Origin of the sequence: Martelella sp. NC20 (genome assembly GCF_013459645.1) — a bacterium.
Classification (GTDB): domain Bacteria; phylum Pseudomonadota; class Alphaproteobacteria; order Rhizobiales; family Rhizobiaceae; genus Martelella.
Window position 1 is genome coordinate 4,820,475 of the sequence record NZ_CP054861.1, and the last position, 26,980, is coordinate 4,847,454.

Annotated in this window: 35 protein-coding genes; 12 read left to right on the forward strand and 23 right to left on the reverse strand. The window is 62.1% G+C overall.

Annotation, left to right across the window (positions count from 1 at the left end):
• Positions 1-7: 7 nt before the first annotated feature.
• Entirely contained in the window at positions 8-874 is an 867-nt protein-coding gene (locus tag HQ843_RS23035; protein ID WP_180901007.1) for an N-acetylmuramoyl-L-alanine amidase, read from the reverse strand.
• A 355-nt stretch (positions 875-1,229) separates the two neighbouring features.
• The gene (gene wrbA / locus HQ843_RS23040) at positions 1,230-1,829 is read right to left on the reverse strand and encodes an NAD(P)H:quinone oxidoreductase type IV (RefSeq protein WP_180901006.1); all 600 of its coding nucleotides are present in this window, start codon (positions 1,827-1,829) and stop codon (positions 1,230-1,232) included.
• 187 nt (positions 1,830-2,016) lie between these two features.
• Between wrbA and HQ843_RS23045 the strand changes: the two genes are divergently transcribed.
• The 3 genes from HQ843_RS23045 (at position 2,017) to gpt (ending at position 4,260) form a co-directional block, all read left to right on the forward strand.
• The gene (locus HQ843_RS23045; RefSeq protein WP_180901005.1) at positions 2,017-2,751 is read left to right on the forward strand and encodes a competence/damage-inducible protein A; all 735 of its coding nucleotides are present in this window, start codon (positions 2,017-2,019) and stop codon (positions 2,749-2,751) included.
• 89 nt (positions 2,752-2,840) lie between these two features.
• Complete coding sequence (locus HQ843_RS23050; RefSeq protein ID WP_180901004.1) at positions 2,841-3,683, forward strand: universal stress protein; 843 nt, start codon at positions 2,841-2,843, stop codon at positions 3,681-3,683.
• Positions 3,684-3,759: 76 nt separating this feature from the next.
• Positions 3,760-4,260, forward strand: a complete 501-nt coding sequence (gene gpt, locus HQ843_RS23055) for a xanthine phosphoribosyltransferase (protein ID WP_180903328.1) — start codon at positions 3,760-3,762, stop codon at positions 4,258-4,260.
• A gap of 85 nt (positions 4,261-4,345) precedes the next feature.
• Here gpt and HQ843_RS23060 read toward each other — a convergent pair whose 3' ends face one another.
• The 3 genes from HQ843_RS23060 to HQ843_RS23070 form a co-directional block, all read right to left on the reverse strand.
• Positions 4,346-4,552, reverse strand: a complete 207-nt coding sequence (locus HQ843_RS23060) for a hypothetical protein (protein WP_180901003.1) — start codon at positions 4,550-4,552, stop codon at positions 4,346-4,348.
• Positions 4,553-4,667: 115 nt separating this feature from the next.
• A complete protein-coding gene (locus HQ843_RS23065) occupies positions 4,668-5,978 on the reverse strand; it encodes a replication-associated recombination protein A (RefSeq protein ID WP_180901002.1) in 1,311 nt (436 codons plus the stop codon).
• Complete coding sequence (locus tag HQ843_RS23070; protein WP_371822115.1) at positions 5,975-7,381, reverse strand: DegQ family serine endoprotease; 1,407 nt, start codon at positions 7,379-7,381, stop codon at positions 5,975-5,977. The genes HQ843_RS23065 and HQ843_RS23070 overlap by 4 nt, the downstream gene beginning before the upstream one ends.
• 243 nt (positions 7,382-7,624) lie before the next feature.
• Between HQ843_RS23070 and HQ843_RS23075 the strand changes: the two genes are divergently transcribed.
• Positions 7,625-7,996, forward strand: a complete 372-nt coding sequence (locus tag HQ843_RS23075) for a lysozyme inhibitor LprI family protein (RefSeq protein ID WP_246710201.1) — start codon at positions 7,625-7,627, stop codon at positions 7,994-7,996.
• Positions 7,997-8,045: 49 nt separating this feature from the next.
• Here the strand turns inward: HQ843_RS23075 and blaOXA are convergent, their stop codons facing one another.
• Positions 8,046-8,864, reverse strand: coding sequence for a class D beta-lactamase (gene blaOXA / locus HQ843_RS23080; RefSeq protein WP_180901001.1), 819 nt, complete (start codon positions 8,862-8,864; stop codon positions 8,046-8,048).
• A gap of 87 nt (positions 8,865-8,951) precedes the next feature.
• Positions 8,952-10,787 (reverse strand): dihydroxy-acid dehydratase, encoded by a 1,836-nt coding sequence (ilvD, locus tag HQ843_RS23085; RefSeq protein ID WP_180901000.1) that lies wholly within the window; start codon positions 10,785-10,787, stop codon positions 8,952-8,954.
• 311 nt (positions 10,788-11,098) lie between these two features.
• On the opposite strand from ilvD, the gene HQ843_RS23090 reads away from it, so the two are divergent.
• The 8 genes from HQ843_RS23090 to HQ843_RS23125 all read left to right on the forward strand — a co-directional run bounded on the left by HQ843_RS23090 (position 11,099) and on the right by HQ843_RS23125 (position 17,182).
• On the forward strand, positions 11,099-11,359 hold the full coding sequence (locus HQ843_RS23090) for a PepSY domain-containing protein (RefSeq protein WP_246710202.1): 261 nt from the start codon (positions 11,099-11,101) through the stop codon (positions 11,357-11,359).
• A gap of 1 nt (position 11,360) precedes the next feature.
• Positions 11,361-11,999 (forward strand): cytochrome b/b6 domain-containing protein, encoded by a 639-nt coding sequence (locus HQ843_RS23095; protein WP_180900998.1) that lies wholly within the window; start codon positions 11,361-11,363, stop codon positions 11,997-11,999.
• Between the two features lie 59 nt (positions 12,000-12,058).
• Positions 12,059-12,535: a helix-turn-helix transcriptional regulator gene (locus tag HQ843_RS23100; protein ID WP_246710203.1), complete on the forward strand. Its 477-nt coding sequence runs from the start codon at positions 12,059-12,061 to the stop codon at positions 12,533-12,535.
• Positions 12,536-12,683: 148 nt separating this feature from the next.
• Positions 12,684-13,661, forward strand: a complete 978-nt coding sequence (gene msrP / locus HQ843_RS23105; protein ID WP_180900996.1) for a protein-methionine-sulfoxide reductase catalytic subunit MsrP — start codon at positions 12,684-12,686, stop codon at positions 13,659-13,661.
• An 11-nt stretch (positions 13,662-13,672) separates the two neighbouring features.
• Positions 13,673-14,341: a protein-methionine-sulfoxide reductase heme-binding subunit MsrQ gene (gene msrQ, locus HQ843_RS23110; RefSeq protein ID WP_180900995.1), complete on the forward strand. Its 669-nt coding sequence runs from the start codon at positions 13,673-13,675 to the stop codon at positions 14,339-14,341.
• A 194-nt stretch (positions 14,342-14,535) separates the two neighbouring features.
• On the forward strand, positions 14,536-14,943 hold the full coding sequence (locus HQ843_RS23115) for a YciI family protein (protein ID WP_180900994.1): 408 nt from the start codon (positions 14,536-14,538) through the stop codon (positions 14,941-14,943).
• Between the two features lie 49 nt (positions 14,944-14,992).
• Positions 14,993-16,255 (forward strand): RNA polymerase sigma factor, encoded by a 1,263-nt coding sequence (locus HQ843_RS23120; RefSeq protein ID WP_180900993.1) that lies wholly within the window; start codon positions 14,993-14,995, stop codon positions 16,253-16,255.
• Positions 16,256-16,315: 60 nt separating this feature from the next.
• Positions 16,316-17,182: a DUF817 domain-containing protein gene (locus tag HQ843_RS23125; RefSeq protein ID WP_180900992.1), complete on the forward strand. Its 867-nt coding sequence runs from the start codon at positions 16,316-16,318 to the stop codon at positions 17,180-17,182.
• A gap of 242 nt (positions 17,183-17,424) precedes the next feature.
• Here HQ843_RS23125 and rplQ read toward each other — a convergent pair whose 3' ends face one another.
• The 16 genes from rplQ to rplN form a co-directional block, all read right to left on the reverse strand.
• Positions 17,425-17,853: a 50S ribosomal protein L17 gene (gene rplQ / locus HQ843_RS23130; protein WP_180900991.1), complete on the reverse strand. Its 429-nt coding sequence runs from the start codon at positions 17,851-17,853 to the stop codon at positions 17,425-17,427.
• 45 nt (positions 17,854-17,898) lie between these two features.
• Positions 17,899-18,909, reverse strand: coding sequence for a DNA-directed RNA polymerase subunit alpha (locus HQ843_RS23135; RefSeq protein WP_180900990.1), 1,011 nt, complete (start codon positions 18,907-18,909; stop codon positions 17,899-17,901).
• Between the two features lie 98 nt (positions 18,910-19,007).
• Complete coding sequence (gene rpsK / locus HQ843_RS23140; RefSeq protein WP_018065590.1) at positions 19,008-19,397, reverse strand: 30S ribosomal protein S11; 390 nt, start codon at positions 19,395-19,397, stop codon at positions 19,008-19,010.
• 210 nt (positions 19,398-19,607) lie between these two features.
• Positions 19,608-19,976, reverse strand: a complete 369-nt coding sequence (gene rpsM / locus HQ843_RS23145; RefSeq protein ID WP_180900989.1) for a 30S ribosomal protein S13 — start codon at positions 19,974-19,976, stop codon at positions 19,608-19,610.
• Between the two features lie 302 nt (positions 19,977-20,278).
• Positions 20,279-20,929: an adenylate kinase gene (locus HQ843_RS23150; protein ID WP_180900988.1), complete on the reverse strand. Its 651-nt coding sequence runs from the start codon at positions 20,927-20,929 to the stop codon at positions 20,279-20,281.
• Positions 20,926-22,263, reverse strand: coding sequence for a preprotein translocase subunit SecY (gene secY, locus HQ843_RS23155; RefSeq protein ID WP_180900987.1), 1,338 nt, complete (start codon positions 22,261-22,263; stop codon positions 20,926-20,928). The genes HQ843_RS23150 and secY overlap by 4 nt, the downstream gene beginning before the upstream one ends.
• Positions 22,264-22,483: 220 nt before the next feature.
• Entirely contained in the window at positions 22,484-22,960 is a 477-nt protein-coding gene (gene rplO, locus HQ843_RS23160; protein ID WP_180900986.1) for a 50S ribosomal protein L15, read from the reverse strand.
• Between the two features lie 14 nt (positions 22,961-22,974).
• Positions 22,975-23,175: a 50S ribosomal protein L30 gene (rpmD, locus tag HQ843_RS23165; protein WP_018065595.1), complete on the reverse strand. Its 201-nt coding sequence runs from the start codon at positions 23,173-23,175 to the stop codon at positions 22,975-22,977.
• A 13-nt stretch (positions 23,176-23,188) separates the two neighbouring features.
• Positions 23,189-23,758: a 30S ribosomal protein S5 gene (rpsE, locus tag HQ843_RS23170; protein WP_180900985.1), complete on the reverse strand. Its 570-nt coding sequence runs from the start codon at positions 23,756-23,758 to the stop codon at positions 23,189-23,191.
• A 163-nt stretch (positions 23,759-23,921) separates the two neighbouring features.
• Positions 23,922-24,284 carry a 50S ribosomal protein L18 gene (gene rplR, locus HQ843_RS23175; protein WP_180900984.1) on the reverse strand — a complete coding sequence of 121 codons (363 nt, stop codon included), beginning with the start codon at positions 24,282-24,284 and terminating at the stop codon, positions 23,922-23,924.
• Between the two features lie 12 nt (positions 24,285-24,296).
• Positions 24,297-24,830 carry a 50S ribosomal protein L6 gene (rplF, locus tag HQ843_RS23180; RefSeq protein ID WP_180900983.1) on the reverse strand — a complete coding sequence of 178 codons (534 nt, stop codon included), beginning with the start codon at positions 24,828-24,830 and terminating at the stop codon, positions 24,297-24,299.
• 42 nt (positions 24,831-24,872) lie between these two features.
• On the reverse strand, positions 24,873-25,271 hold the full coding sequence (gene rpsH / locus HQ843_RS23185) for a 30S ribosomal protein S8 (protein WP_180900982.1): 399 nt from the start codon (positions 25,269-25,271) through the stop codon (positions 24,873-24,875).
• A gap of 11 nt (positions 25,272-25,282) precedes the next feature.
• Positions 25,283-25,588: a 30S ribosomal protein S14 gene (gene rpsN, locus HQ843_RS23190; protein ID WP_018065600.1), complete on the reverse strand. Its 306-nt coding sequence runs from the start codon at positions 25,586-25,588 to the stop codon at positions 25,283-25,285.
• A gap of 33 nt (positions 25,589-25,621) precedes the next feature.
• Complete coding sequence (gene rplE / locus HQ843_RS23195) at positions 25,622-26,179, reverse strand: 50S ribosomal protein L5 (protein ID WP_180900981.1); 558 nt, start codon at positions 26,177-26,179, stop codon at positions 25,622-25,624.
• A complete protein-coding gene (gene rplX / locus HQ843_RS23200) occupies positions 26,172-26,483 on the reverse strand; it encodes a 50S ribosomal protein L24 (RefSeq protein WP_180900980.1) in 312 nt (103 codons plus the stop codon). The genes rplE and rplX overlap by 8 nt, the downstream gene beginning before the upstream one ends.
• A 13-nt stretch (positions 26,484-26,496) precedes the next feature.
• Positions 26,497-26,865: a 50S ribosomal protein L14 gene (rplN, locus tag HQ843_RS23205; RefSeq protein ID WP_018065603.1), complete on the reverse strand. Its 369-nt coding sequence runs from the start codon at positions 26,863-26,865 to the stop codon at positions 26,497-26,499.
• Positions 26,866-26,980: the final 115 nt, after the last annotated feature.

A 26,980-nucleotide genomic window follows, 5' to 3' on the forward strand; every position in this document is an offset into this window, starting at 1 on the left:
GCCTGTTTCAAGCCGCAATCATCGGCGCGATATAGGCGGCATGCACCCAGCCGCGCACAGTGCCCTCCGCGCCATCCTCCCGCTCCGGCGCGATGAAAGCCCAGTCGCCGTTTCGCTTCAGAACCCGAAGTCTGGTGCCGCGCAACAAAAACCCCGGCGGCACGATCTTCTCGAAACCGGTACCCGGTCCGCCGCGCAGGTTCAGCCGGCCGGCAGTGACAACATAGGCGTCCTCACGATCGGCGGCCTCGCCCAGAAGCTCCTGAAACCGGGCCATCGGGAAGGCCGGCCCCGGATCGGTCTTCCAGCCGCGCGTGTCGATCTCCTCATGGCTGACGATCGCCGCGATCGGATAGGCGGCAAGCAGCGCCTGGACGATCTCGAGCCCGGTTTCAAGCTGCGCTTCCGGATAAAGCGGCCAGGCGAAGGTTCCCGACCCGACCCGGTCATGCGCGGCGAGCGTATAGCCGCCGGCCTTTTTCAGGGCGCGGTCGTTCATCCGCCGGCCATAGGCATCGATGTAATCGCCGAGGCCGTTCGGCTTCATCCAGCCGGCATTGACGAATTCGATGCCGACCGAATGGCTGTTGAGGCCCTGCAACTCGCCATAGCGCGACGGCCCCGCATGCCAGGCCGTACGGTTGAACGGCGCGATCTGCCAGGCCGCGCCATCGCGGTCGACCACGATATGGGCGCTGGAACCGCGATTGGTGGTGCCGCCCGCCTCCCCCATCAGCCAGTCCCGGCTCGCTCTGCCGTTCCAGCCGGTGGTGTAATGCAGCACGATGACGACCGGCGGCCTTTCGCGCGCGGCCCCCAGATTGGAGGATTGGCCGTACCAGAGGCCGGGGATCTTGTGGTTGTCGATGCGCATGACGCCTGTCCTTCGATGCGGTTCGTGATAACCGGAATCGTAAGGGCGGCGCGGGCGGCGGGATTTCGCGGGGAAGAACGGGCACAAAAAAGCGCGGCCCGTGAGGACCGCGCACAGACTGATGACAAAGCCCCTCCCCCGTCATGCCGGGCTTGACCCGGCATCCAGGGCCGCTTGCGGGGCATCTCGGAAAAAAAGTCTTTGCGCGCAAGGACTCGGCACTTGCTGGATCCCGGATCAAGCCCGGGATGACGGCGTCGAGCGGGGCGACGCCGTGATTGCGCACTAGGTTCGTCAACAAACTGAGCGCGGCCCGTGAAGGCCGCGCAGCTTAAGTCAGGGAGGAGTCGGGGCCTCAGGCGGCCGTCTTGGCAGCGATCCTGGCCACATGCTCACCCTGATAGCGGGCGGCGGCCAGTTCGGTTTCGGACGGCATGCGCGAGCCGTCGCCATCGGTGATCGTCGAAGCGCCGTAGGGCGAGCCGCCCTTGACTTCCTCAACGCCCATCTGGCCGGCAAAGGCATAAGGCAGGCCGACGACGATCATGCCGTGGTGCAGCAGCGTCGGGATGAAGCCGAGAATGGTCGACTCCTGGCCGCCATGCTGGGTCGCCGACGACGTGAAAACCGAGCCGACCTTGCCAACCAGCTTGCCCTGGGCCCACAGCCCGCCGGTCTGATCGATGAAGTTGCGCATCTGCGAGGCGACCGTACCGTAGCGGGTGCCGCATCCGAAGATGATGGCGTCATACTCGGCCAGCTCGTCGGGCGTTGCGATCGGCGCTTCCTGATCCATCTTGAAGTGCGATGCCTTGGCAACGTCCTCGGGAACGAGTTCGGGAACGCGCTTCAGGGTTACGTCCGCGCCGGCCGCTTTCGCGCCTTCGACAACGGCCTTGGCCATGGCTTCGATGTGGCCATAGGCGGAATAATAGAGAACGAGAACTTTAGCCATTTCAACACTCCGGTTTCGCTGGTTCATGCGTTGAGCCCGGAATAGGGCTTCCGCGGGGCTTTTGTCGAGACGGCGGGCGATAGACGCACTGTTCACACCACGGCAAATGAAGATGAAAATGCGCGCTTGAAGAAACCCGCCGAAAGGTTCAGAAAACAGGCCCCGGCATATCACGGATCAGACCTATATGACCACACAGCCAACCGCAGCCATGCTCGCCATCGGCGACGAATTGTTGTCCGGACGGACCAAGGACAAGAATATCGGCTATCTGGCGGACGCCATGACGCTTGCAGCCATCGAACTCAGGGAGGTCCGGATCGTCGCCGACGACAGCGACGCGATCGTGGAAGCGGTCAACGCGCTGAGGGGCCGCTACACCTATGTCTTCACCTCCGGCGGCATCGGCGGCACCCATGACGATATCACCGCCGACTCGGTTTCCGCCGCCTTCGGCCTTGCCTGCATCTACAATGACGAGGCGATGGCGCGTCTTGCCGAAAATTATGCGCGGCACGGCATTGCGTTCAACGAATCGCGCCAGCGCATGGCCCGCATGCCGGAAGGGGCGACGCTGATCGACAATCCGGTCTCGACCGCGCCCGGTTTCATAATCGGCAATGTCTATGTCATGGCCGGCGTGCCGCAGGTGTTTCAGGCCATGCTCGCCAATGTCATCCCGACGCTTCGGGGCGGCGTTGCGATCATCTCGGAGGCGATCGACTGCCCCTTCGGCGAGGGCGATATCGGCACGGCGCTGGCGGCGATCCAGAAGGCCCATCCGCAAACCTCGATCGGCTCCTATCCGCGCTTTTCCGACAAGGGTTTCAATACCCAGCTCGTGGTTCGTGCGCGCGAACGCGCGGCTGTCGATGCGGCTGCGGCCGACATCCGGGCAATGATTGCGTCGCTTCAAGGATGATTTTGACACCGGTCAATGCTTTGCCCTTCGCAATCGGCGACACCAACGCTACAGTGTAACAACACGATCCGTATTCGGGAGGCATTTCGATGAGCTACAAGACCATTCTGGCGGTGATGGAATCGCCCGCGCAGCAGGGCGGATTTCTCGATTTCACCTTTGAGGTCGTGCGCAGCTTCGATGCGCATCTGATCGGTCTCCACGCCGAGGCCGTCACGCCAACCCCGATCGTGGCGCCGATGGAAATCCCGGACCCGGTTTCCATTCAGTCGATGCAGGAGCTTGCCGAAAAGCGGAGTGCTGAAATCGGCGAGATTTTCCGCACCCGCACCGAGCGGGAAGGCATTTCCTGCGACTGGCGCAACATCGTCTCGGCCTCCGGCTTTGCCGGGCCATCGGTAGTTGACAGCGCGCGCGCCGTCGACCTGATCATAGCCCCGCAGCTTGCCTCGGACGCGCCCGGCGACATTCGCACCAATTTCGAGAACTTCCTGTTCGATAGCGGCCGCCCGGTGCTGATGGTTCCGCATGTGGCCAAGACCGCCAGGCCGTTTTCCAAGGTGATGGTCGCATGGAACGGCTCGCGCGAGGCCGCGCGCGCCACGTTCGACGCCCTGCCCTTCCTGAAACAGGCGGACGAGGTCGAAATCTTCTCGGTCAATCCGCGCGACAGCGCCGACGAGGATAGCGGGCTTGCCGGCGCCGAGATCGCGGCAACGCTTGCCCGCCACGGCATCAATGTGGTGGCCACCAGCGCCCATGCCGACAAGGCCAAAGCCGCCGAGATCATCGAGAACCGGCTCTCCGACAATTCCGTCGATCTGCTGATCATGGGCGCCTATACTCATTCGCGGCTCTGGGAACTGCTTTTCGGCGGCGTGACCCGCACGCTGCTCGGCTCTATGACGGCGGCAACGCTGATGTCGCGGTGAGGGCGGCGCAGGCCTTGCAATAAAGGCGCGAATACGGCTATTAGCCCGCATCGTTTGTTGCCCTGCGGAGCCTGCCATGTCCCTTCCCGAAAAAGCCTTCCCCGTTTCCTGGGACCAGTTCCATCGAGACGCCCGTGCGCTGGCCTGGCGTCTCGCCGGCCTCGAACAGACCTTCACCGCGATCGTCTGCGTCACGCGCGGCGGCCTGGTCCCGTCCGCGATCATTTCGCGCGAGCTTGAGATCCGCCTGATCGAGACGGTCTGTATCGCGAGCTATCACGATTACACCGATCAGGGCGAAACCCTGCTGTTGAAGGGCATTTCCGAGGATCTGAAGAAGAATGGCGGCGAAGGCGTCGTGATCATCGACGACCTGACCGATACCGGCAACACCGCCCGCGAAGTGCGCGAGATGCTGCCGAGGGCCCATTTCGCCTGCCTCTACGCCAAGCCGCAGGGCGTGCCCATGGTCGACACCTTCGTCACCGAGGTCAGTCAGGACACCTGGATCTATTTCCCCTGGGACATGGGGTTCACCTATCAGGCGCCGATCAAGAAGGCGCCCTCGGAAAGGTAGTCCGGTTTGCCGGCATTGCTCAAAAAAACAAACGCCTGACCAGCTTCCCTTCTGGTCAGGCGTTTTCAGCGCGCGGCCGGGGGGCTTACCGCTTGCGCAATCTGCGGGCCCCGGAGGGGGCGAGGTAGTGGGTCAGGAGCGGGCCCGAGACCCAGGCAATCAGCAGCATGGCGGGGAGAAGGAAAATCCTGGCCTCGTAAAGAACCGGCACCGTCAGGATGATCCCGATAACCATTGCGCAGCAAAGCGCGATGGCGGCGTAGGCAAGAACGCGTAGGGGCAGATTTTCCATTTCGGTTCTCCATTTCGTGTTGCATGGTAAACGCGAAGTGAAGACGAGAGTTCCCTTGCTGCGGCGGTATTCGCAAATCAATCCGTAAAAAGACCGGGCGTCCGGCGCATCCGGTTCAGCCGCCGCGTTCCTTGCGCAGCTTGTCCCACCATTGCAGACGCTTGTTGATCTCTCGCTCGAAACCGCGATCCGGCGGGCGGTAGAAGCTCTGGCGACCCATTTCGGTCGGAAAATAATCCTGTCCGGAGAAGGCGTCGGGCTGGTCGTGGTCGTAGCGATAGCCGTCGCCATAGCCTTCCGTTTTCATCAGCTTTGTCGGCGCGTTCAGGATATGTTTGGGCGGCAGCAGCGAACCGTTTTCCTTGGCCGCCCGCATCGCCGCCTTGAAGGCGACGTAGACGCCGTTCGATTTCGGCGCGGTGGCGAGATAGACGCAGGCCTCCGCCAGCGCCAGTTCGCCCTCCGGCGAACCGAGAAAGTCATAGGCGTCCTTGGCCGCATTGGCGATCACGAGGGCCTGCGGGTCGGCAAGGCCGATATCCTCGCTCGCCATGCGCACCAGCCTTCGCCCGAGGAACAGCGGATCCTCGCCGGCATCGAACATGCGGGCGAGGTAATAGAGCGCGGCATCGGGATCGGAGCCGCGCACCGCCTTGTGCAGCGCGGAAATCAAATTGTAGTGGCCGTCCTGGCCCTTGTCGTAGATCGGCGCACGGCGCTGGACGATGTTCAGCAGGCTTTGCGGGTCGAGCAACTCCCCTTCCCGCGCGGCCCGCCAGACCTCCTCCGCCAGCGTCAGGATCGCCCGTCCGTCGCCATCGGCCATCATCAGCAGGGTCTGGCGGGCGGCGTCATCGAGCGGTAGTTTCTTGCCCTCTGTCGTCTCTGCGCGGGCGACGAGTTCGGCAAGGCTCTCCGCGTCATGCGGCCGGAAGGTCAGCACCCGTGCCCGCGACAGAAGGGCGGCGTTGAGTTCGAATGACGGGTTTTCGGTGGTGGCGCCGACCAGGATGATCGTGCCATCCTCCATGACGGGAAGAAAACTGTCCTGCTGGGCGCGGTTGAAACGATGGATCTCGTCCACGAACAACAGGGTCTGACGTCCGTTCATGCGCCGGGCGCGGGCCGCCTCGAACACTTTCTTGAGATCGGCGACGCCGGAGAAGATCGCGGAAATCTGCTCGAAGGCAAGACCGGCCTCGCCCGACAGCAGACGGGCGACCGTGGTTTTTCCCGTGCCCGGCGGCCCCCAGAAGATCATCGAGCCGAGCGAGCCGGACGCGATCATGCGCGTCAGCACGCCATCGGCGCCGGTCAGATGCGGCTGGCCGGTGACCTCGGCGAGGTGCTTCGGACGCAGCCGGTCGGCGAGCGGCCGCTTGCGCTCGATGTCTTCGGGGACTTTGGGGGCAAACAGGTCGCTCATCTGAAGATCTGGTTTATCACTCTGCCGCCACGGTTGATGGAAAGGCGCCAATAGCCGGGACTGATGGCAGCCTGGTCTTCCAGCGTACCGGTGCTGTCGATTTCGGTTCCGTTGACGGCGACGATGATATCGCCCCGGGCAAAGCCGATCCGGGCCGCGGGCGAACCGCTTTCAACGTCTGCGACAACCACACCATCAGATATGTCGGGCAGGCGCAACTCCTCGACCACGCGCGGCGAGATATTTTCCACCGTAAGGCCGGAAAAAGGGCTGTCGCCGTCGATCGAGCGGGTATCGCGCGGTGGGTCTTCCGGCGCGAGCGCGAGCGACAGGTCGATATGGCTGATCTTGCCGTCGCGTTCCACCGTGAGATCGGCTTCTTCGCCGATGCCGATCACGGTAAGGCGATAAAGCAGGGCGTCGGGATGCTCGACCGGAACATCGTTGACCGCCGTGATGACGGAGCCGGGCTGGAGGCCGGCCTTTTCTGCGGGGCCCGCCGCCCTCACCGCGGAAACGATCGCCCCGCGCGCGGCCTTCAGCCCCAGCGCTTCCGCCATGTCGGAGGTGACCGGGCCGAATGTCGCGCCGACATAGGGGCGCTGGAACCGCGTCTCTCCCCTGTCGGCGGCGGCGAGAAACACCTTGACCATATTGGCCGGAATGGCAAATCCGATGCCGTTGGACCCGCCGCCCCTGGAAAAGATCGCGGTGTTGATGCCGATAAGCTCGCCTTGCATATCGAGCAGCGCGCCGCCCGAATTGCCCGGATTGATCGCCGCGTCCGTCTGCAGGAAGAAGCCGAATTCGCCGTCGGTGACCGAGTTGCGCGCAAGTCCCGAGATGATGCCGCTCGTGACCGTCTGGCCGACCGCGAAGGGGTTGCCAATGGCAAGCGACAGGTCGCCGACCTCGACCGCATCGGAATCGCCGATCGGGATCGTCGGAAATTCCTCATCCGAGTCGATCTTCAGCACCGCCAGATCATAGCGCTCGTCCTTCAAAAGAACGGTGCAGGGAAACTCGCGCCCGTCCGAAAGCGCGACCCGCACGTCGTCCGCCCCGGCGATGACGTGGTTGTTGGTGATGATCATACCGTTGTTCTCGACGATCACGCCGGAACCGAGGGACGTCTGTTTTTCGGATCTTCCGGGCATCTGCTGGCCGAAGAACTGGCCGAAAAACGGATCGGAAAACAGCGGCGACAAGCGCCGCGTCACCATGCGCTCGGCATAGACATTGACCACCGCCGGCGCGGTCTCCTTGACCAGCGGCGCATAGGAATACTGCAGTTCGGCATCGCTGCCGGGAACCGCTCTTTCGGCAGCAAGCGCGGGCTGCATGGTCAGGACCACCCCGGCGAGAAGTGCCGCTGCGGAAATGCGTGTGAAGTGTGCCGTCATCAGTCACCTGTCTTTTCATGAAATCCATCAGACATCCGGGACCCCGGAAGATGCATCACAATCATCGCCCGATATAGGGTGAAAAAGGGGCAGATGCGATAAAACAGGCGGGCGATATCGCAGTATTCATGACACATTCACGATTGGGGCGGAAAATTGCGGTCATCGCACAGGGCCGCGCCCGCCACAAAATTGCCGGGCGGCAAGCGCAACCTACGGCAGAAACACAAGGAGGTACAATCCATGAAACACGCTCCCCGCACCGCAGCACTCGCGCTTGTGGCATCGCTCGCCGTCGTCGGCGCCGCCGCCCTGATGACCGCACCGGCATCCGCAGCGAGCTTCGATTGCAGCGCCTCCGGCCTGACGCCGAATGAAAAGACCATCTGCGCCAATCTCACGCTCAACGATGACGACGTGAAGATGGCGACGATGTACACCATGCTGAAGGGCCTGTTCGCCATGGGCGTTTCCGGAAACATGGCCGACGACCAGAAGGCGTGGCTGAAGGAACGCGAAGCCTGTGGCACCTCGGTCTCCTGCATCGAAAAGGCCTACGATACCCGCATTGGCCAGTTGCAGAAGCTCTATGACGGGATCGACAAGCCGCTCTGAGGCGAACCCCGAGGGAAACGCGCGCGCCGCGTTTCCCTTGCCGGCCGGATCAGTGCGCGGCGTTCAGGCCCCGCTCCGACAAGGCCGGCCATTGCCCGAGAAAAACCTCCCGGGTCCGTATTCCCGGCGATTGCCGGTTGCGCTGCTCCGCCTGCGTCAGAGTCACGAACACAAGCGTATCATCGCCGCGTTCGGCCCAGCCGACATACCAGCCCCAGCCATGATCGTAATCGAAACTGCGATCGGCGCGACGGGGATACGCTGCCCCGGTCTTGCCGCGCAGGAGCCAGCCGTCCATGTCTTGCTGCTCAAGCAGGCTCTGCGCCTTGGCCATGGCCTCACGATCGACCGGCAGAGCGCCGAGAACAAGCCCGCGCAGGAAGACGGCCTGCTGATAGGGCGAAATCTTCAGCGACGACGAAATCCAGGCGCGATCAAGTCCATTGTCAAAACCCGGATCGCCTGAAAAGTCGGCGTTGCCGTAGCCAAAGGCCTCGCCATAACGCGTAAGCGTCGCCGGCCCCATCAGATGGGTCAGACGCTGCGAATACCAGACCACGGAATAGCGCATCCAGCGCGCGGGGTCCGTGTCCTGCCTCCATGCCGCGCCGCCCCAGTCGGGATCGCCATCGCGATAGGCCATGACCGGGTGATGGGCATCCTGCAACACGCCGACATCGAAAGCCATGACCGCCAGCGCCACCTTGAATGTCGATGCCGGCGTGACCTCGGATCGACAATCGCCATCCTCCACAACAACCGTACCGGAGCTGGCGTTCATCACGAGCGTACAGACAAGCGCAGCCCCGGCCGAACGGGCAAGAACCGGAAACAGGATCAGCGCGAGGACGGCAAACAATCGGATCATCTTCAGCCACTCAAAGTTTCGGGCCGCCCCTTGCAGGACGGCCCGAAGATTAACACAAACGCCATCTGTGACACGGAAAAGCCCGGGCTATTCCGGCAAAATCCGCACCGCGCCCCTGTCGGCGCTGGCGGCGAAGGCGGCATAAGCTTTCAGCGCGGTCGTCACCTTGCGGCGACGCGGATGTTCCGGCTTCCAGCCCTTCTCGTCCTGCGCGGAGCGGCGGGCCTCGAGTTCGGCGGGCGAGATCCTGAGGCTGATCGTGCGGTTCGGGATATCGATATCGATCATGTCGCCCTGGCGCACCAGGCCGATCGCGCCGCCCTGGGCCGCTTCCGGCGAGACATGACCGATGGAAAGACCGGATGTCCCGCCCGAAAACCGGCCATCGGTGATCAGCGCGCAATCCTTGCCGAGGCCTTTCGACTTCAGATAGCTGGTCGGGTACAGCATTTCCTGCATGCCCGGGCCGCCCTTCGGGCCCTCATAGAGGATGACGACAACGTCCCCGGCCTTGACCTCGTTGGAGAGAATGCCCTTCACCGCGGCGTCCTGGCTTTCATAAACGACCGCCGGACCGGAGAATTTCAGGATGCTGTCGTCGACGCCGGCGGTCTTCACGATGCAGCCGTCAAGCGCGATATTGCCCTTCAGCACGGCAAGTCCGCCATCCTTGGAGAACGGATGCTCGGCACTGCGGATCGCGCCGGAAACCCGATCGAGATCGAGTTCGGCCCAGCGGCGCTCCTGCGAGAAAGCCACCTGCGAGGGCACGCCGCCTGGTGCTGCCATGAAGAATTTCCGCACGCTTTCCGAATTGGTGCGCACGATATCCCACTGGTCGATCGCGTCGCCCAGCGTTGCCGAATGCACGGTCGGACTGTCGCGCTTGATCAACCCTGCCCGGTCCAGCTCGCCGAGGATCGCCATGATGCCGCCGGCGCGGTGGACATCTTCCATGTGGACGTCGTTCTTGGCGGGCGCCACCTTGCACAGGCACGGCACGTGGCGCGACAGGCGGTCGATATCATCCATGGTGAAATCGAGCTCGGCCTCGTAGGCGGCGGCCAGAATATGCAGCACGGTGTTGGTCGAACCGCCCATGGCGATATCGAGCGTCATCGCGTTTTCGAACGCTTCCTTGCTGGCAATGGTGCGCGGCAGCGCGGTCTCGTCATCCTGCTCGTAATAGCGGCGGGCAAGATCCACGATCTGGTGGCCGGCCTCGACGAACAGGCGGCGGCGATCGGCGTGGGTTGCGAGCGTCGAGCCGTTACCCGGCAGCGACAGGCCGAGCGCTTCCGTCAGACAGTTCATCGAATTGGCGGTGAACATGCCGGAGCAGGAGCCGCAGGTCGGGCAGGCCGAACGCTCGATCGCCTGAACGTCGCTGTCGGAATATTTGCTGTCGGCGGCGGCGACCATGGCGTCGATCAGATCGAGCGCCTGTTCCTTGCCGTTCAGCACCACCTTGCCGGCCTCCATCGGGCCGCCGGAAACGAAGATCGCCGGGATGTTGAGGCGCAGCGCCGCCATCAGCATGCCGGGCGTGATCTTGTCGCAGTTGGAGATGCAGACCATGGCATCGGCGCAATGGGCGTTGACCATGTATTCGACGCTGTCGGCGATGATCTCGCGCGAGGGCAGCGAATAGAGCATGCCGTCATGGCCCATGGCGATGCCGTCATCGACAGCGATGGTGTTGAATTCCTTGGCGACGCCGCCGGCGCTCTCGATCTCGCGGGCGACGAGCTGGCCGAGGTCCTTCAGGTGGACGTGACCGGGCACGAACTGGGTGAAAGAATTGACGACGGCGATGATCGGCTTGCCGAAATCACCATCCTTCATGCCGGTTGCGCGCCAGAGACCGCGCGCGCCGGCCATGTTTCGACCATGGGTCGTCGTTCTGGAACGATAGGCAGGCATGGGTCTTCCTTTCTTAAATCCGGGCGTTCAGCACATATGACCGCTCGGGTCCTCCTCAATGTGCTCCTGCGCCAAACGCAGGTATCGCCGCTTGTGGTGGTGGTAACCCATATTAACCGGGCTGTCACTATCGGTTGGCGGCAAAACGGTACTCTCCGGTACGGTTAATCCGAAAACGGGCATCGCCTCCTAAGCAATTGCTTACGTGGACCGCGCTCAGCCATAAGCAGATGGACGACGAGGCTGGCAGGCAGCAGATCGGGGTCGTTGCGCTCCACTTCCGGCGCGCCTTCCCAAGAGAGGAAATTCTAATGATCCGTTCCATGATGCTCGCGGTTACGCTCATTGCCGCCCCTGTTGCCGCCTTCGCAATGCCTGCCGTTGGCGATATCGTCGGCACCAACCCGACGGATGCCGCCGCCGCGCTGCAAAAAGCTGGCTGCGACCTCAAGGGCTTTGAAGCCGAGGGCGGCATGATCGAGGCGAAGTGCTATGACGCAAACAACAAGATGCACGAAGTCTACATCAACCCGAAGACCGGCGCGATCGCCAGAATTTCCGGGAAGGACTGAAATGTCGACCGGTAGACGAACAGGGACTGGGGCAGCGATTGCCCCGCCCAACCCGTGGGACCCCGTGGTGCGCCTCAGTCACTGGCTCATCGCCGCCGCCGTCATCATCAACGGCCTGCTCTCGGAGCCGGGCGGAGCCGTCCACATCTGGATCGGCTGGATCGCGATGGCGGTGCTGGTCATTCGTCTGGTCTGGGGGTTCATCGGCCCGAAGGAAGCCCGGTTTACCGCCTTCCTTCCGGATCCGCGCGCCGCGGTATCGCATCTCTTCTCGCTGTTGCGCGGCAAGCCGAAGGAATATCCCTCGCACAACCCGGCCGGCGCGATCATGGTCTATGCGCTCTGGGCATGTCTTGCGGCGGTGATCGCGACGGGGTTGATCCTGACCGACGCAAAAACCCCGATCGCCATCGCCAAGGAGCGGGTTGCGGTCGAACAGGGCGACTGGTCCGTGCTTGCAGGGGATGGCGAAGGCGAGGACCCCTCCGAGGACTCGGGCGAAATCGTGAAAGAGATCCATGAAACGGCGGCCAATCTCATGCTAGTATTGGCGCTCGTTCATGTCGCAGGCGTTGCGGCCGAAAGCTACGCGCTCAGGAGAAATCTTGTGCGCCCGATGATCAAGGGTCCACCGCGTTGACGAAAACCCGGAAACCAACACGGCAAGGGCGGTCGCAAACGATCGCCCTTGCGATCTTCATGATGCTGCAGAGCGTGGCAGCCCTGTTCTTCGTCGCCGATGCCATTCGAGACCTTGCCGATGCCCCCGTGAACGCTGAGTCGATCATCGAGGCGTTGACGGCATTCGTTCTCGTGCTCGGCATATTCATGGCCGGCTGGCAGCTTCGGCTGACGCTCGAGCGCATGGCAGCCCAAGGGCGCGCCCTCGATATCGCCCGCGGCGATTTCGTCCGCATCATCGAAACCCAGTTCGATATCTGGGGGCTGACGACAGCGGAGCGGGAGGTCGGCATGCTCGCCCTGAAGGGCATCGATCTGGCGGAAATCGCGCGCCTGCGCGGATCGGCCCAGGGCACGGTGCGCGCCCAGATGACCCGGATCTATGCCAAGGCCGGCGTTTCCGGCCGCGCGCAGTTTGCGGCATGGTTTGTCGAGGAGCTTCTGGGAGACGGCATCTCGCCGCCCGAGGCGGGTGAAAAACCAAGGTCGACTTGAGCCGAAGGCGCGGCCCTTGCCGGGCAATCCCGCCCCGGCCTCACGACCGATACACAAAAATGTGGTCGTAAAGTTTCTTGTTAAAGCTGAAACTATCGACGATCTTCAAACGTAACAGTTCTTGACGAACATTACGGGAGACATTTCGATGTCCGCTTACAAGCCGCCGCATATCCCCGCGTCGCAGATCACGCCGGAGCACATCTACCTGAAGCGCCGCACGCTTCTGGCGGGCCTTGCGGCGGGCGCAACCTTTGCCGCGGCCCCGGGCGCGTTCGCCGCCGGCGAGGACCTCGCCCAGGGCGAAGCGCTGAAAACGGTGAAAGGGCCGATCCCCGCGCCCGCCGACCGCAAGGTCACCAGCTACGAGGACATCACCCACTACAACAATTTCTACGAGTTCGGGACCGGCAAGGAAGATCCCTATCGCAACTCCGGCGATTTCCAGCCCTACCCCTGGTCGTTCGAGATCGATGGCATGGTGCAGAAGCCGCAGACCGTCGACATCGAAACCCTGATGACCAAATTCCCGCTGGAAGATCGCACCTACCGGATGCGCTGCGTGGAAGCGTGGTCGATGGTGATCCCCTGGGTCGGCATTCCGCTGAAATCGATCCTCGATCTCGCCGAACCGACCGGCTCGGCGAAATATGTCGCATTCCAGACCGTGGTGCGCCCCGAGCAAATGCCGGCACAGCGCGGTTTCGGCCAGCCGATGCCGTGGCCCTATGTCGAGGGGCTGAGGCTTGACGAGGCCAACCACCCGCTGACGATCATCGCCGTCGGGCTTTACGGCAAGACGCTGCTGAACCAGTCCGGCGCGCCGATGCGGCTCGTGGTGCCGTGGAAATACGGCTTCAAGGGCATCAAGTCGATCACGAAGATGACGCTGACCGACAAGCAGCCGCCCAACAGCTGGAACCTGCTGCAGCCCAGCGAATACGGTTTCTACGCCAATGTGAACCCCGACGTGCCGCATCCCCGCTGGAGCCAGGCATCCGAACGCGTGATCGGCGAAGGCGGCGGCTTCTTCGGCGGCGAGCGCATTCCGACCCTGATGTTCAACGGTTATGGCGACGAGGTGGCGAGCCTTTACAAGGGCATGGACCTCAAGGCCAATTATTGAGCACCTGAGCCATGACCGATATCGCAGCCAAGAGACGCCCCGCCGCCAAGAGCAACTGGTGGCGTCCGGCCTCCGTCTGGGCGCTCTATGCGCTCGGACTGGCGCCCGCCGTCTGGTATTTCTACCTCGGCGCCACCAACCAGCTCGGCGTCGACCCGGTGAAGACCTTCGAGCATGTGCTGGGCATCTGGGCGCTGCGCTTTATCCTGGCAACGCTCTGCATTTCACCACTGCGTGATCTCGCTGAGATCAACCTGATGCGCTACAGGCGGGCGCTGGGCCTGCTCGGCTTCTATTACGTCTGCTTCCATTTCCTGGTCTATCTCGTGCTCGACCAGCGCATGGATATTTCGATGGTGGTGGAGGACGTGATCAAGCGGCCGTTCATCACCTTCGGCATGATGGCGCTGGTAATGCTGATCCCGCTCGCCGTCACCTCCAACAACTGGTCGATCCGCACGCTGAAAAAGGGCTGGATCCTGATCCACTCCTTCATCTACGAGATCACCGCGCTCGCCACCCTCCACTTTGCCATGTCGCGCAAGGTCATCGGCCCGGAGATCATGCTCTACATCGCGATCGCCGTCCTTCTCCTCGGCTACCGCTTCGCGCGCCCCGCGATCACGGAACGCAAGCGCGCCCGCAAGAAGGCGGCACGGATGCAAAGGGCGGCGAAGTAGAGAACGGCCTGTCAGAAATGCCAAACGCCCGTGCCGCATTGCAGGATATAGGGTTCAGTATCCGGGCGGCCGCCGCGATCGCCGCACGTGATCTTTTCTTCGATTTTTTTGCTGATAATGTCGGAAACGGCATTGGTCATTCGTCGTGGAGACAGGAGCGCCAAACGGGCGCGCCGCAAACAAGGGAGACGACGATGAAAGTCATGGTACTGGTCAAGGCGACCGAAGACAGCGAAAACGGCGTGATGCCGACGCCCGAATTGCTGGATGCGATGGGCAAGTTCAACGAGGAACTGGCAAAGGCCGGCATCATGCTTGCCGCTGACGGGCTGAAACCCTCCTCCAAGGGCAAGCGTATCGCCTTCGACGGCGCGAGCCGCACCGTCATCGACGGGCCGTTCGCCGAGACCCGCGAACTCGTCGCCGGCTACTGGGTCTGGGAGGTGAAGGATATGGACGAGGCCGTTGCCTGGGTCAAACGCTGCCCGAACCCGATGTTCGGCCCGAGCGAGATCGAAATTCGCCCCTTCTACGAACTGGCGGATTTCGCCGACGTTGCGACCGAGGAACAGCTCGCCCGTTTCGAGGGCCGCAACCGCTGAGCGCCGAAACGGGATTGACCGGCAAGACGGATGCGCCATAGTCCGGTTCATGGACGAGGACGACAGCCGCAAGGCCATAGAGGCAGCCTTCCGCATCGAGCGGGCCCGGCTCGTTGCCGGGCTCGTCCGCTATGTCGGCGATCTCTCGCTTGCGGAAGAATTTGCCCAGGAGGCGCTTGTCGCAGCCCTTTCGGCATGGCCGAAAGCCGGCATTCCGGCCAATCCCGCCGCTTGGCTGATGACGACGGCAAAGCGCCGCGCCATCGACCATGCCCGCCGGCGGCAAACCGAAGCGCTGAAGGAAAGCGCCGTCACGCTGGCTTTCTATGAAATCGGGACCAGCCATGCCGATGCGGCGGAGGCCGCGATGGACGATGATATCGGCGATGAACGCCTCGCCCTGATCTTCACCGCCTGTCACCCGGTGCTCACGCCCGCCTCGCGCGTGGCGCTGACGCTGAAAGTCGTCGCCGGACTTTCCACCGCCGAAATCGCCCGCGCCTTCGTCACCGGCGAGGCGACGGTCTCGCAGCGGGTGCTGCGGGCAAAAAACCAGCTCGGCGCGGCCCGGCCGGTTTACGAGGTTCCCACCGGGCCGGAACGCGTCCAGCGCCTCGCCTCGGTGCTGGAGGTGGTCTATCTGATTTTCAACGAGGGCTATGCTGCAACAAGCGGAAATGCCGTGCTTCGCCCGCCGCTTTCGGAAGAGGCGATGCGCCTTGGCCGCATTCTGGCAGCGCTCCTTCCCGAGGAGCCGGAAGTGCTGGGTCTGCTGGCCCTGATGGAGCTGCAGGCCGCCCGCTTTCCCGCCCGTATCGATCGGGACGGCGTGCCGGTACCGATCACGGAACAGAACCGCGCGCGCTGGGACAGGCTGTTGCTGACCCACGGCTTTTCCGCTTTGGAGAGGGCCTTCGCCGCCGCCGGGGGACAGCCGGGGCCCTACACCCTGCAAGCCGCGATCGCCGCCCGCCACGGCCTTGCGCCGAGGGCAGAGGATACCGACTGGCGAACCATCGCCGCGATCTACGATCGCCTCATCGACCTCGTCCCCTCGCCCGTGGTCGCGCTCAACCGCGCGATCGCCCACAGCATGGCCGGTGGCCCGGAGCTTGGGTTGACGCTGCTCGCCGAGATCGAGCACCTGCCCGCCCTTGCAGTCCCGCTTTATGCCGCCAGGGCCGATTGCCTGCTGCGCGCCGGACATTACCCGGAAGCGGCCGATCTCTTCGCCAGGGCGATGACGCTCTCGGGAAACCACTCCGAGAAGGCCTTTTTCAAACGACGCATCGAGATCTGCCGGAGAAACTGAGCCATAATATCGCCCTACCGGTGAGCCAGCACTCGAAGGGCAGACGACGCGCGAGGGGACATGACGGATTTGGCGGGAAACAGTGGCGTGTGGTCGATCGACCGGTGGCTCACCGATATCGCGCCCAGACCGGACCTTCTCGGCCCGCGCCGCTTCGCCGTCGAATTCCTGTTCTTCGGTCTGAAGGAAGCGCGGGCCTGCCTGTTCGCCGGCCTGTTCTTCATCGCGATCTTTGCCGTGCCGCGCGGCGGCGTCGCCGGTATTCCGCGCTATGACCTTCTGCTCGCCATCGCCTTGGTCATCCAGTTTGCGATGATCCGGCTCGGTCTGGAGACGGTGGACGAGTTCAAGGCGATCTGCCTGTTCCACGTCGTCGGTTTCGCGCTTGAGCTATTCAAGACGTCCGGCACGATCCAGTCATGGTCCTACCCGGATTTCGCCTATACCAAACTGCTCGGCGTGCCGCTGTTTTCAGGTTTCATGTATGCCGCCGTCGGCAGCTATATCATCCAGGCCTGGCGCATCCTCGATATCCGCATCATCCACCACCCGCCCTACTGGATGGCGACGCTTGTGGCGCTGGCGATCTACCTCAACTTCTTCACCCACCACTATATCGGCGACTATCGCTGGTATATCGCGGCGCTCGCCATCGGCCTCTATGCCCGCGCCACCGTGATCTTCAGGCCCTATGACCGCGACCGCAAAATGCCGATGCTGCTCTCCTTCGTGCTGATCGGCTTCTTCATCTGGCTTGCGGAAAACGTCTCGACCTTCTTCGCCATCTGGCAATATCCCGATCAACTCGGCGCGTGGTCGACCGTGCATCTCGGCAAATGGAGCTCCTGGACCCTTCTGGTGATCATGACCTTCACCATCGTCGCCTCGCTGAAACATGTGCGGGCGACAATTCATGTTCCGCGGTAGAGGCGAGGACCAACAAGGAACTGGCTGCCCGTTTTCAGGCCACCTCCTCCGTCATCCCGGCCCTGAGCCGGGAACCAGGGCCAGAGAACGGGCCTTGCTGTTCTTCTGCCGCCTCTCTCACAATCCGCCCTGGATGCCGGATCAGGTCCGGCATGACGGTAACGCCGGGGCGCAAGTGAGCAACAAAAAGCCGGGCGCTTTCGCACCCGGCTCTTCAAATACTCAAAATTGAAAACCGCTGCTTACGCGGCTTCCATTTCCGATTCGGCTTCGGCGGCGACGCGGGCCTTGTCTTCTGCGCCCTTGGCGTTGACGTCGCGGTCAACGAACTCGATCACGGCGATCGGGGCGTTGTCGCCGTGGCGGAAGCCGGCCTTCATGATGCGGGTGTAGCCGCCATTGCGGTCGACGTAGCGCGATGCCAGAACGTCGAACAGCTTCCTGACGGCGTCCACGTCCTTGACCTGCGAGATCGCCTGACGGCGGGCATGCAGATCGCCGCGTTTGCCGAGCGTGATCAGCTTTTCAACGATCGGACGGATTTCCTTGGCCTTGGGCAGCGTCGTGACAATCTGCTCATGGATGATGAGCGAGACGGCCATGTTGGCAAACATCGCCTTGCGATGGCTTGCCGTTCTGTTCAGCTTGCGGCCTGCACTTTTATGGCGCATTGCTATTCTCCTTCACTTGCAGGGCGTTGCCCGCAGTATGACGTGTTAGTACTGATCCTCGTACCGTTTGGCGAGGTCCTCGATATTTTCCGGCGGCCAGGCCGGCACTTCCATGCCCAGATGCAGGCCCATGGAGGCCAGCACTTCCTTGATCTCGTTCAGCGACTTGCGGCCGAAATTCGGGGTCCGCAGCATTTCCGCTTCCGTCTTCTGGATGAGATCGCCGATGTAAACGATGTTGTCGTTCTTCAGGCAGTTGGCCGAACGGACCGAAAGCTCGAGTTCGTCGACCTTCTTCAGAAGGGCCGGGTTGAAGGCGAGTTCGGTGACGTCGTCTTCCTCGGTATCCTTCTGCGGCTCTTCGAAATTGACGAAGACCGAGAGCTGATCCTGCAGGATGCGGGCGGCGAATGCGACCGAATCCTCGCCGGTGACCGAACCATCGGTCTCGATGGTCATCAGCAGCTTGTCATAGTCGAGAACCTGGCCCTCACGGGTGTTCTCGACCTTGTAGGAAACCTTGCGGATCGGCGAATACAGGCTGTCGACCGGGATCAGGCCGATCGGCGCGTCTTCGGCGCGATTGCGCTCGGCCGGCACATAGCCCTTGCCGTTGTTGACGGTGAATTCCATGCGGATTTCAGCGCCTTCATCGAGCGTGCAGAGCACCAGATCGGGATTCAGGATCTCGATGTCGCCAACGGTCTGGATGTCGCCTGCGGTGACCACGCCCGGACCCTGCTTGCGCACGACCATGCGCTTGGCCTCGTCGCCTTCCATGCGGATGGCGATTTCCTTGATGTTCAGGACGATGTCGGTGACATCTTCGCGAACGCCCGGGATCGACGAGAATTCATGCAGAACGCCATCGATCTGAACCGCGGTCACGGCAGCGCCGCGCAGCGAGGACAGAAGGATGCGGCGCAGCGCATTGCCGAGCGTCAGGCCGAAGCCGCGTTCCAGCGGTTCGGCAACCAGCGTCACCTTCTTGGGACCGCTCGAGGTGAATTCCACCTTGGAGGGCTTGATCAGTTCCTGCCAGTTTTTCTGTATCATGATTTCTACCTTTCGTTCGCCGCACTATCCAATCGTGACGGCCGAGCTTCGTAGAACCGGGACCTCAAACGAGACCACCGGAGCAAATTGACAGATAATCAGACGCGACGCTTCTTGCGCGGGCGGCAACCATTGTGCGGGATCGGCGTCACATCGCGAATCGAGGTGATGACGAAACCCGCGGCCTGGAGCGCGCGCAGAGCCGACTCACGACCCGAACCGGGACCGCAGACTTCGACTTCCAGCGACTTCATGCCGTGTTCCTGAGCCTTCTTGGCGCAGTCTTCGGCAGCGATCTGGGCCGCGAACGGCGTCGACTTGCGCGAGCCCTTGAAGCCCTTGGCACCAGCGGACGACCATGCAATCGCGTTGCCCTGCGCGTCGGTGATGGTGATCATCGTGTTGTTGAACGAGGAGTTCACGTGGGCAACGCCCGACGAAATGTTTTTGCGCTCGCGACGGCGAACGCGGGTGGCTTCCTTGGCCATGGTATTCCTTTCGTTGATCTCGACACCGCCGTAACGCCAGCGGCTCCACCGGGAAGTTCTCCGCTGTCGCGGAAACCCTCCTGATCCGTTTCATCGCGGCCCGGCTGTTTTTCGCCGCACCGCAAACCGTTCCTTTCAAGGCCCGGTCATCTACGCAGAAAGCCGGCGCAAACCCGCCGGCTCTTTCCGGAACGAAATGTCCCGTAAAACTTACTTCTTCTTGCCTGCAATCGCCTTTGCCGGGCCCTTGCGGGTGCGGGCATTGGTGTGCGTGCGCTGGCCGCGGACCGGAAGGCCGCGACGATGACGCAGGCCGCGGTAGCAGCCAAGATCCATCAGACGCTTGATGTTCATGGAGTTCTCGCGACGCAGGTCGCCTTCCACCATGTAATCGCGATCGATCGCCTCACGGATCTGAAGGACTTCGGCGTCCGTCAGTTGGTGCACGCGGCGTTCAGCCGGGATGGAAGCCTTTTCGCAGATTTCCTGTGCAAATTTCGGTCCGATCCCGTGAATATACTGCAGCGCGATTACAACGCGCTTGGCAGTCGGGATGTTGACGCCAGCAATACGAGCCACGCCGATTCTCCTTAGCATTTTCTATTGGCAGCTTGATGTCGCAAGAAACTGCCGGTTTCTTTGACGGATAACCCGCCGGTCATTGCTCGGCCGCAACTGATATTCGTGACAAGACGCGTCCTGATCCAAACTAAAAGGACTATCGACAGCCTTGCCCCATGTCGCGAGTTGGAGCGCTCATAGCGGAAACGGCGACATATTGCAACCGTCTCCTCGATTTTTGTGACGATCGGATCAGCCCTGAAGCCGCCGCAACCGTGTCATTGCCCCGGCCGTCCGCTGGACGAGCACAAGGATAAAACTCAAAGCTTCGCCAGGACGTTTTCGATACTGGCCGTCACATCGTCCATGGTGGCCATACCGTCCACCGAGGAAAGCTTGCCCTTGGCATAGTAGTAGCCGATCAGCGGGGCGGTTTCCTTGTAATAGGCCTTGAGACGCTTCTCGACGGTCTCGCGATTGTCGTCGGGGCGACGCTTGAACTCGGTCGACCCGCATTTATCGCAGACGCCGTCCACCTTCGGCTTGTGGAACACGTCGTGATAGCCCGCACCGCATCTGGCGCAGCTGTAGCGACCGGCGATTCGCTCGGCAAGCGTCTCGTCATCGACCTGGATCTCGATAACCGCGTCGAGCTCAAGCCCCTTCGCCGAGAGCATCTTTTCCGTGGCGTCGGCCTGGACAAGCGTCCGCGGAAAGCCATCCAGGATGAAGCCGTCCTTGCAGTCGTCCTGATCGATCCGCTCCGAAACGATCGCGATCACGATATCGTCGGAAACCAGACCGCCGGCATCCATCACGGCTTTCGCCTTCCTGCCGACCTCTGTCTGCGCGGCAACGGCTGCGCGCAGCATGTCACCGGTGGAAAGCTGAGGTATGTTATGGCTGGCAACAATCCGCTGCGCCTGCGTCCCCTTGCCGGCGCCCGGCGGTCCCAGAAGTATAAGTTTCATCGTCCCCTCTTTCCTCCCCGCAATTTCGATTTCTTGATCAGCCCCTCATACTGCTGGGCAATCAGATGTCCCTGGATCTGCGACACGGTATCGAGCGTCACGCTCACGATAATGAGCAGCGAGGTACCGCCGAGCGCCAGCGACACACCGGTGCGGGCCACGAGTATCTCCGGCAGAATGCAGACGAAGACCAGATAAACCGCACCGACGAGGGTAATGCGAGTCAGAACATAGTCTATGTATTCGGCGGTGCGTTCGCCCGGACGAATGCCCGGAATGAAGCCGCCGTGACGCTTCAGATTGTCCGCCGTTTCCTTCGGGTTGAACACGATAGCGGTATAGAAGAACGCGAAGAACGCGATCAGCAGACCGTAGACGATCATGTAGAGCGCCTGACCATGACCGAGCGATGCGATGACGGCGGTCGCCCAGCCCGGCAGTTCGGACGAGGTGAAGCCCGCAAGCGTCGCCGGCAGCAGCAGCAGCGACGATGCGAAGATCGCCGGGATAACGCCCGAGGTGTTGAGTTTCAGCGGCAAATGCGAGGTATCGCCCTGGAACATCCGGTTGCCGACCTGGCGCTTCGGATACTGGATCAGCAGACGGCGCTGCGCGCGCTCGACGAACACGATCAGCGCGAACACGGCAATGACGACAACCAGAATGCCGACGACAACGAAGGCAGAGATCGAGCCGACGCGCGACAGTTCCAGCATGTTGCCGACGGCGGCCGGAAGGCCCGCGACGATGCCGGCGAAGATGATCAGCGAGATGCCGTTGCCGATACCGCGCGAGGTGATCTGCTCGCCGAGCCACATCAGGAACATGGTGCCGCCGACCAGCGTAACCACGGTCGACAGGATGAAGAACCAGCCCGGATCGGAGACCAGGTTGGCGCCCGACTGCAGGCCGATCGCAATGCCATAGGCCTGCGCCGTGGCCAGCACGACAGTGCCGTAACGGGTATACTGGTTGATGATCTTGCGGCCCTGCTCGCCTTCCTTCTTCAGCGCTTCCAGCGACGGCACCACGGCGGTCAGGAGCTGCACGATGATCGAAGCCGAGATATAGGGCATGATGCCGAGCGCGAAGATCGCCATGCGCTGGACGGCGCCGCCCGAGAACATGTTGAACATGCCCAGAATGCCTTCGGACTGCCCCTGGAAGGCCTGGGCATAGGCCTCGAGATTGATTCCGGGAAGCGGGATATGCGTACCCAGCCGGTACACCAGAAGCGCCAGGAGGGTAAACCAGATCCGCTTCTTCAGGTCCGTCGCCTTGGCAAACGTCGAGAAGTTCAGATTTGATGCGAGTTGTTCCGCTGCAGAAGCCATGCGTATCTCCGCGTCGCCGCACGGCCGCGATCAAGCGCCCGGTGCGAGAAATTGCCCGATCGTAACAGGCGACATCGCTCCATTTCGAACGGGGGCCGTCTTCACGATAAAACACCCGCTTGGCTTTTTGAGAGGGCCAGCCGGTGGTTGAGGCACATATGGAAGAAAAAACGCCCGGTGTGAAGCACTCCGGGCGTAGATTTTTCAAATAGAAGCCGAATTATTCGGTGGTTTTGGAGCCGCCGGCCACGGTGATCGAGCCGCCGGCCTTTTCGATTTTCTCGATCGCGGCCTTGGAGGCGCCAGCAACTTCGAGCGTCAGCTTGGCCTTCAGTTCACCGCCCGACAACACGCGAACGCCGTCCTTGACGCGGCGAATCACGCCGGCTTCCTTGAGCGCTTCAGCCGTTACCGTCTTCTTGGCATCGAGCTTCTTGGCGTCAACGGCCTGCTGCAAGCGGCCGAGCGACACTTCCGCGAAGTCCTTGGCGAAGATGTTGACGAAGCCGCGCTTCGGCAGACGACGATAGATCGGCATCTGGCCGCCTTCGAAGCCGTTGATGGCAACGCCCGAACGGGACTTCTGACCCTTGACGCCGCGACCGCCGGTCTTGCCGGAGCCCGAACCGATGCCACGACCGAGACGCTTCTTCGAATGCGTCGCGCCTTCGTGATCCTTGATTTCGTTCAGTTTCATGATGTTCTCCCGTCTCACTTCTCGTCGACGACGCGGACGAGATGGGGAATGCTGTTGATCATGCCGCGCACGGAAGGCGTATCTTCCAGGGTGCGCACACGATGCATCTTGTTGAGGCCGAGGCCGATCAGCGTCTGGCGCTGGACGGCGGGACGGCGAATCGGGCTACCGATCTGCTCAACGGTGACAGTCTTCTTGGTGCTCGCTTTGGCCATTGGTGCCTCTCCCCTACTCGTCGACGACAACGCCGGCGGCCTGACGGCGAGCCTGAAGCGTGGCGTATTTCAGGCCGCGCTGCGCTGCGATGTCCTTAGGATGCACCTGGCTCTTGAGAGCGTCGAACGTGGCGCGAACCATGTTGTAGGGATTGGACGAACCGGTCGACTTGGCAACCACGTCGGCAACGCCCAGCGTCTCGAAAACGGCGCGCATCGGACCACCGGCGATGATGCCGGTACCAGCCTTGGCACTGCGCATCAACACCTTGCCGGCGCCGTGACGGCCCTTGACATCGTGATGCAGCGTACGACCGTCGCGCAGCGGCACGAAAATCATTTCGCGCTTGGCGGCTTCGGTGGCCTTGCGGATAGCTTCCGGCACTTCGCGCGCCTTGCCGTGGCCGAAGCCAACGCGGCCCTTGCCGTCACCGACGACGACGAGCGCTGCAAAGCCCATGCGGCGACCGCCCTTGACGGTCTTGGCAACGCGATTGATGGCAACGAGCTTGTCAACGAATTCGCTGTCGCGCTCATCCCTGTTGTGGCGATCGTCGCGCGATCCCCTTCTGTCCTGTGCCATTGTCCTGTTCCTTTTTCTTTTCCGGGTGCAATCGGCATATGGAAAGGCCACTAGCCCAAGCGGGCGTGGTGGCCGGCGAACGGTCGGGAGACTTGGCTCCTGAGGAGCAGTATCGACCCGCCGGGTTTGAGACGCGCTTTCTGCCGCGCGTCTCGGGGCTTCATCAGAAGCTCAGGCCACCTTCGCGGGCGCCGTCGGCAAGAGCCTTGACGCGACCGTGAAAGATGAAAGCGCCGCGATCGAAGACGACTTCCTTGACGCCGGCCTTGGTGGCGCGCTCGGCGACGAGCTTGCCAACGGCTTCGGCCGCATCACGATCCGCGCCGGTCTTCAGCGAAGACCGCAGCGAAGCGTCGAGCGTCGAGGCGGCAGCCAGCGTACGGCCGGCCACATCGTCGATGATCTGGGCATAAATGTTCTTGGAAGAACGATGGACCGACAGACGCGGACGGCCGTTTGCGACCTTCTTGACCTGGCGGCGCACGCGGCTGGCGCGGCGTGCAATGGTTTCTTTCCTGCTAGCCATAACGCGTGTTCCTTACTTCTTCTTGCCTTCCTTGCGGACGATGCGTTCTTCCGCGTATTTCACGCCCTTGCCCTTGTAGGGCTCGGGACCGCGATATTCGCGAATGTTCGCGGCGACCTGGCCGACAACCTGCTTGTCGATACCGGTGACGGTGATTTCCGTCGGCTTCGGGCAGGTGATGGTGATGCCTTCCGGCGGCTGATAGACAACTTCGTGGGAGAAGCCGAGCGAGAGAGACAGGTTCTTGCCCTGCATCGCCGCGCGGTAACCAACGCCGTTGATTTCGAGCTTGCGCTCATAGCCGTCGGTTACACCCTTGATGATGTTTTCAACCATGGTGCGGGACATGCCCCACTTGGAGCGCGCGTCCTTGGTCTGGTTGGCGGGGGCAACGACGATTGCGCCGTCTTCCATCGCCACGCTGACTTCGTCATTGGCGACGAAGAACAGTTCGCCCTTGGGACCCTTGGCTGTGATTTTCTGGCCGTCCACCGACGCAGTCACACCCTTTGGAACCTGAACGGGCCTTTTACCGATACGAGACATTTTGTTTACCTGTCTGTTTCGCTAGGAGGATCTGTCTCGATCTTAGAAGATCGAGCAGAGAACCTCACCACCAACATTCTGTTCGCGTGCCTGGTGATCAGCCATCACACCCTTGGGGGTGGAGAGGATCGTGATACCCAGACCGTTTGCGATCTGCGGAATGGACTTGACCGAGACATAGACCCGGCGGCCCGGCTTGGAAACGCGGGCGATCTCGCGGATCACCGAAGCGTTTTCGTAGTACTTCAGCTCGATCTCGATCTCGGACTTGCCGTTGTCGAAATCGGTCTGGGTGTAACCGCGGATATAGCCTTCAGACTGCAACACGTCGAGAACCCGAGCGCGCAGCTTGGAAGCCGGCGTGGTCACGGACGTCTTGCGGCGCGAGGCGCCGTTGCGGATACGGGTGAGCATATCACCCAGGGGATCGGACATTGCCATGAGGCGCCTCCTTACCAGCTGGACTTGACAATACCGGGCACTTTGCCGGTGTTGCCAAGGTCACGAAGTGCGATACGGGACATGCCCAGCTTGCGGTAATACGCACGCGGGCGGCCTGACACTTGGCAACGGTTGCGGATGCGCGTCTTGGAGCCGTCGCGCGGCATGTCGGCAAGCTTGAGGGTCGCGCGGAAGCGCTCCTCGATCGGAAGCTTCTGGTCCTTGATGATCGCCTTCAGCGCGGCACGCTTTTCAGCATCCCGGGCAACCGTCTCGCGGCGGCGCTTGTTCTTTTCGACTGCGCTTGTCTTAGCCATGTCGTTGTTCCTTTTCTACGCTCGTCGTTACGGTTACTTGCGGAACGGGAAGTTGAACGCCGTCAAAAGCGCCCGTGCTTCATCGTCCCTGTTAGCCGTCGTGCAAACGATAATATCCATGCCCCACATCTGATCGACCTTGTCGTATTCGATCTCAGGAAACACGATGTGCTCCTTGACGCCCATGGCGAAGTTGCCACGCCCGTCAAAGCTCTTCGGATTGAGGCCCCGGAAGTCACGAACGCGCGGAAGCGCGATGTTGATGAGGCGGTCAACGAATTCATACATGCGGTTGCCGCGCAGCGTCACCTTGGCGCCGATCGGCATGCCTTCGCGGACCTTGAAGCCGGCGATGGAGTTGCGCGCGTGGGTGACGATCGCCTTCTGACCGGAAATCGCGGCCAGATCCGCGGCGGCATTGGCCGGCTTCTTGCTGTCGCCAACCGCCTCGCCGACGCCCATGTTGATCACGACCTTGTCCAGGCGCGGGATCATCATTGCGTTGGCGTAGGAGAACTGCTCCTGCAGCTCGGGGCGAATCTTGTCGAGGTAGGCCCTCTTCAGACGCGGCTCATACTTTGCTTCAGCCATCGATCACTTCTCCCGAACGCTTTGCATAGCGGACTTTCTTGTCGCCCTCGACCTTGAAACCGACGCGGGTCGGCTTGCCGTCCTTGGGATCGGCGATCGCGAGGTTCGACAGATGAACCGGCGCTTCCTTGGCGATGATACCGGCTTCAGTGGTCTGCGACTGGCGCTGATGGCGACGCACGACATTGATGCCGGAAACGACGGCGCGATCGTCCTTCGGGGAGACCGCAACCACTTCGCCCGAACGACCCTTGTCCTTGCCGGCGATGACGACGACTTTGTCGCCTTTCTTGATTCTCTGCATTTTCCGCGCTCCCTTACAGAACTTCAGGAGCCAGGGAGATGATCTTCATATGGCTCTTGGCGCGCAGTTCGCGCGGCACTGGCCCGAAGATACGCGTACCGATCGGCTCTTTGTTGTTGTTGATCAAAACGGCGGCATTGCCGTCGAAGCGGATGACCGAGCCGTCAGCGCGGCGGATGTCCTTCGCCGTGCGCACGACAACGGCCTTCATCACATCGCCCTTCTTGACGCGCCCGCGCGGAACAGCCTCTTTCACGGACACGACGATGATATCGCCGACCGAGGCATATTTACGCTTGGAGCCGCCCAGAACCTTGATGCACATGACACGACGTGCGCCGGAATTATCCGCCACGTCGAGGTTTGTTTGCATCTGAATCATATCAGGTCGCCTTTTTGTTGTTACCGGCCCGGTTGGGAATCCCCCCTAGACCAGCTTAATCGACACGTATCGAAGCGCCCGCCGCCTTTTCAGGCCTGCGGCCGCTCAAATTCCC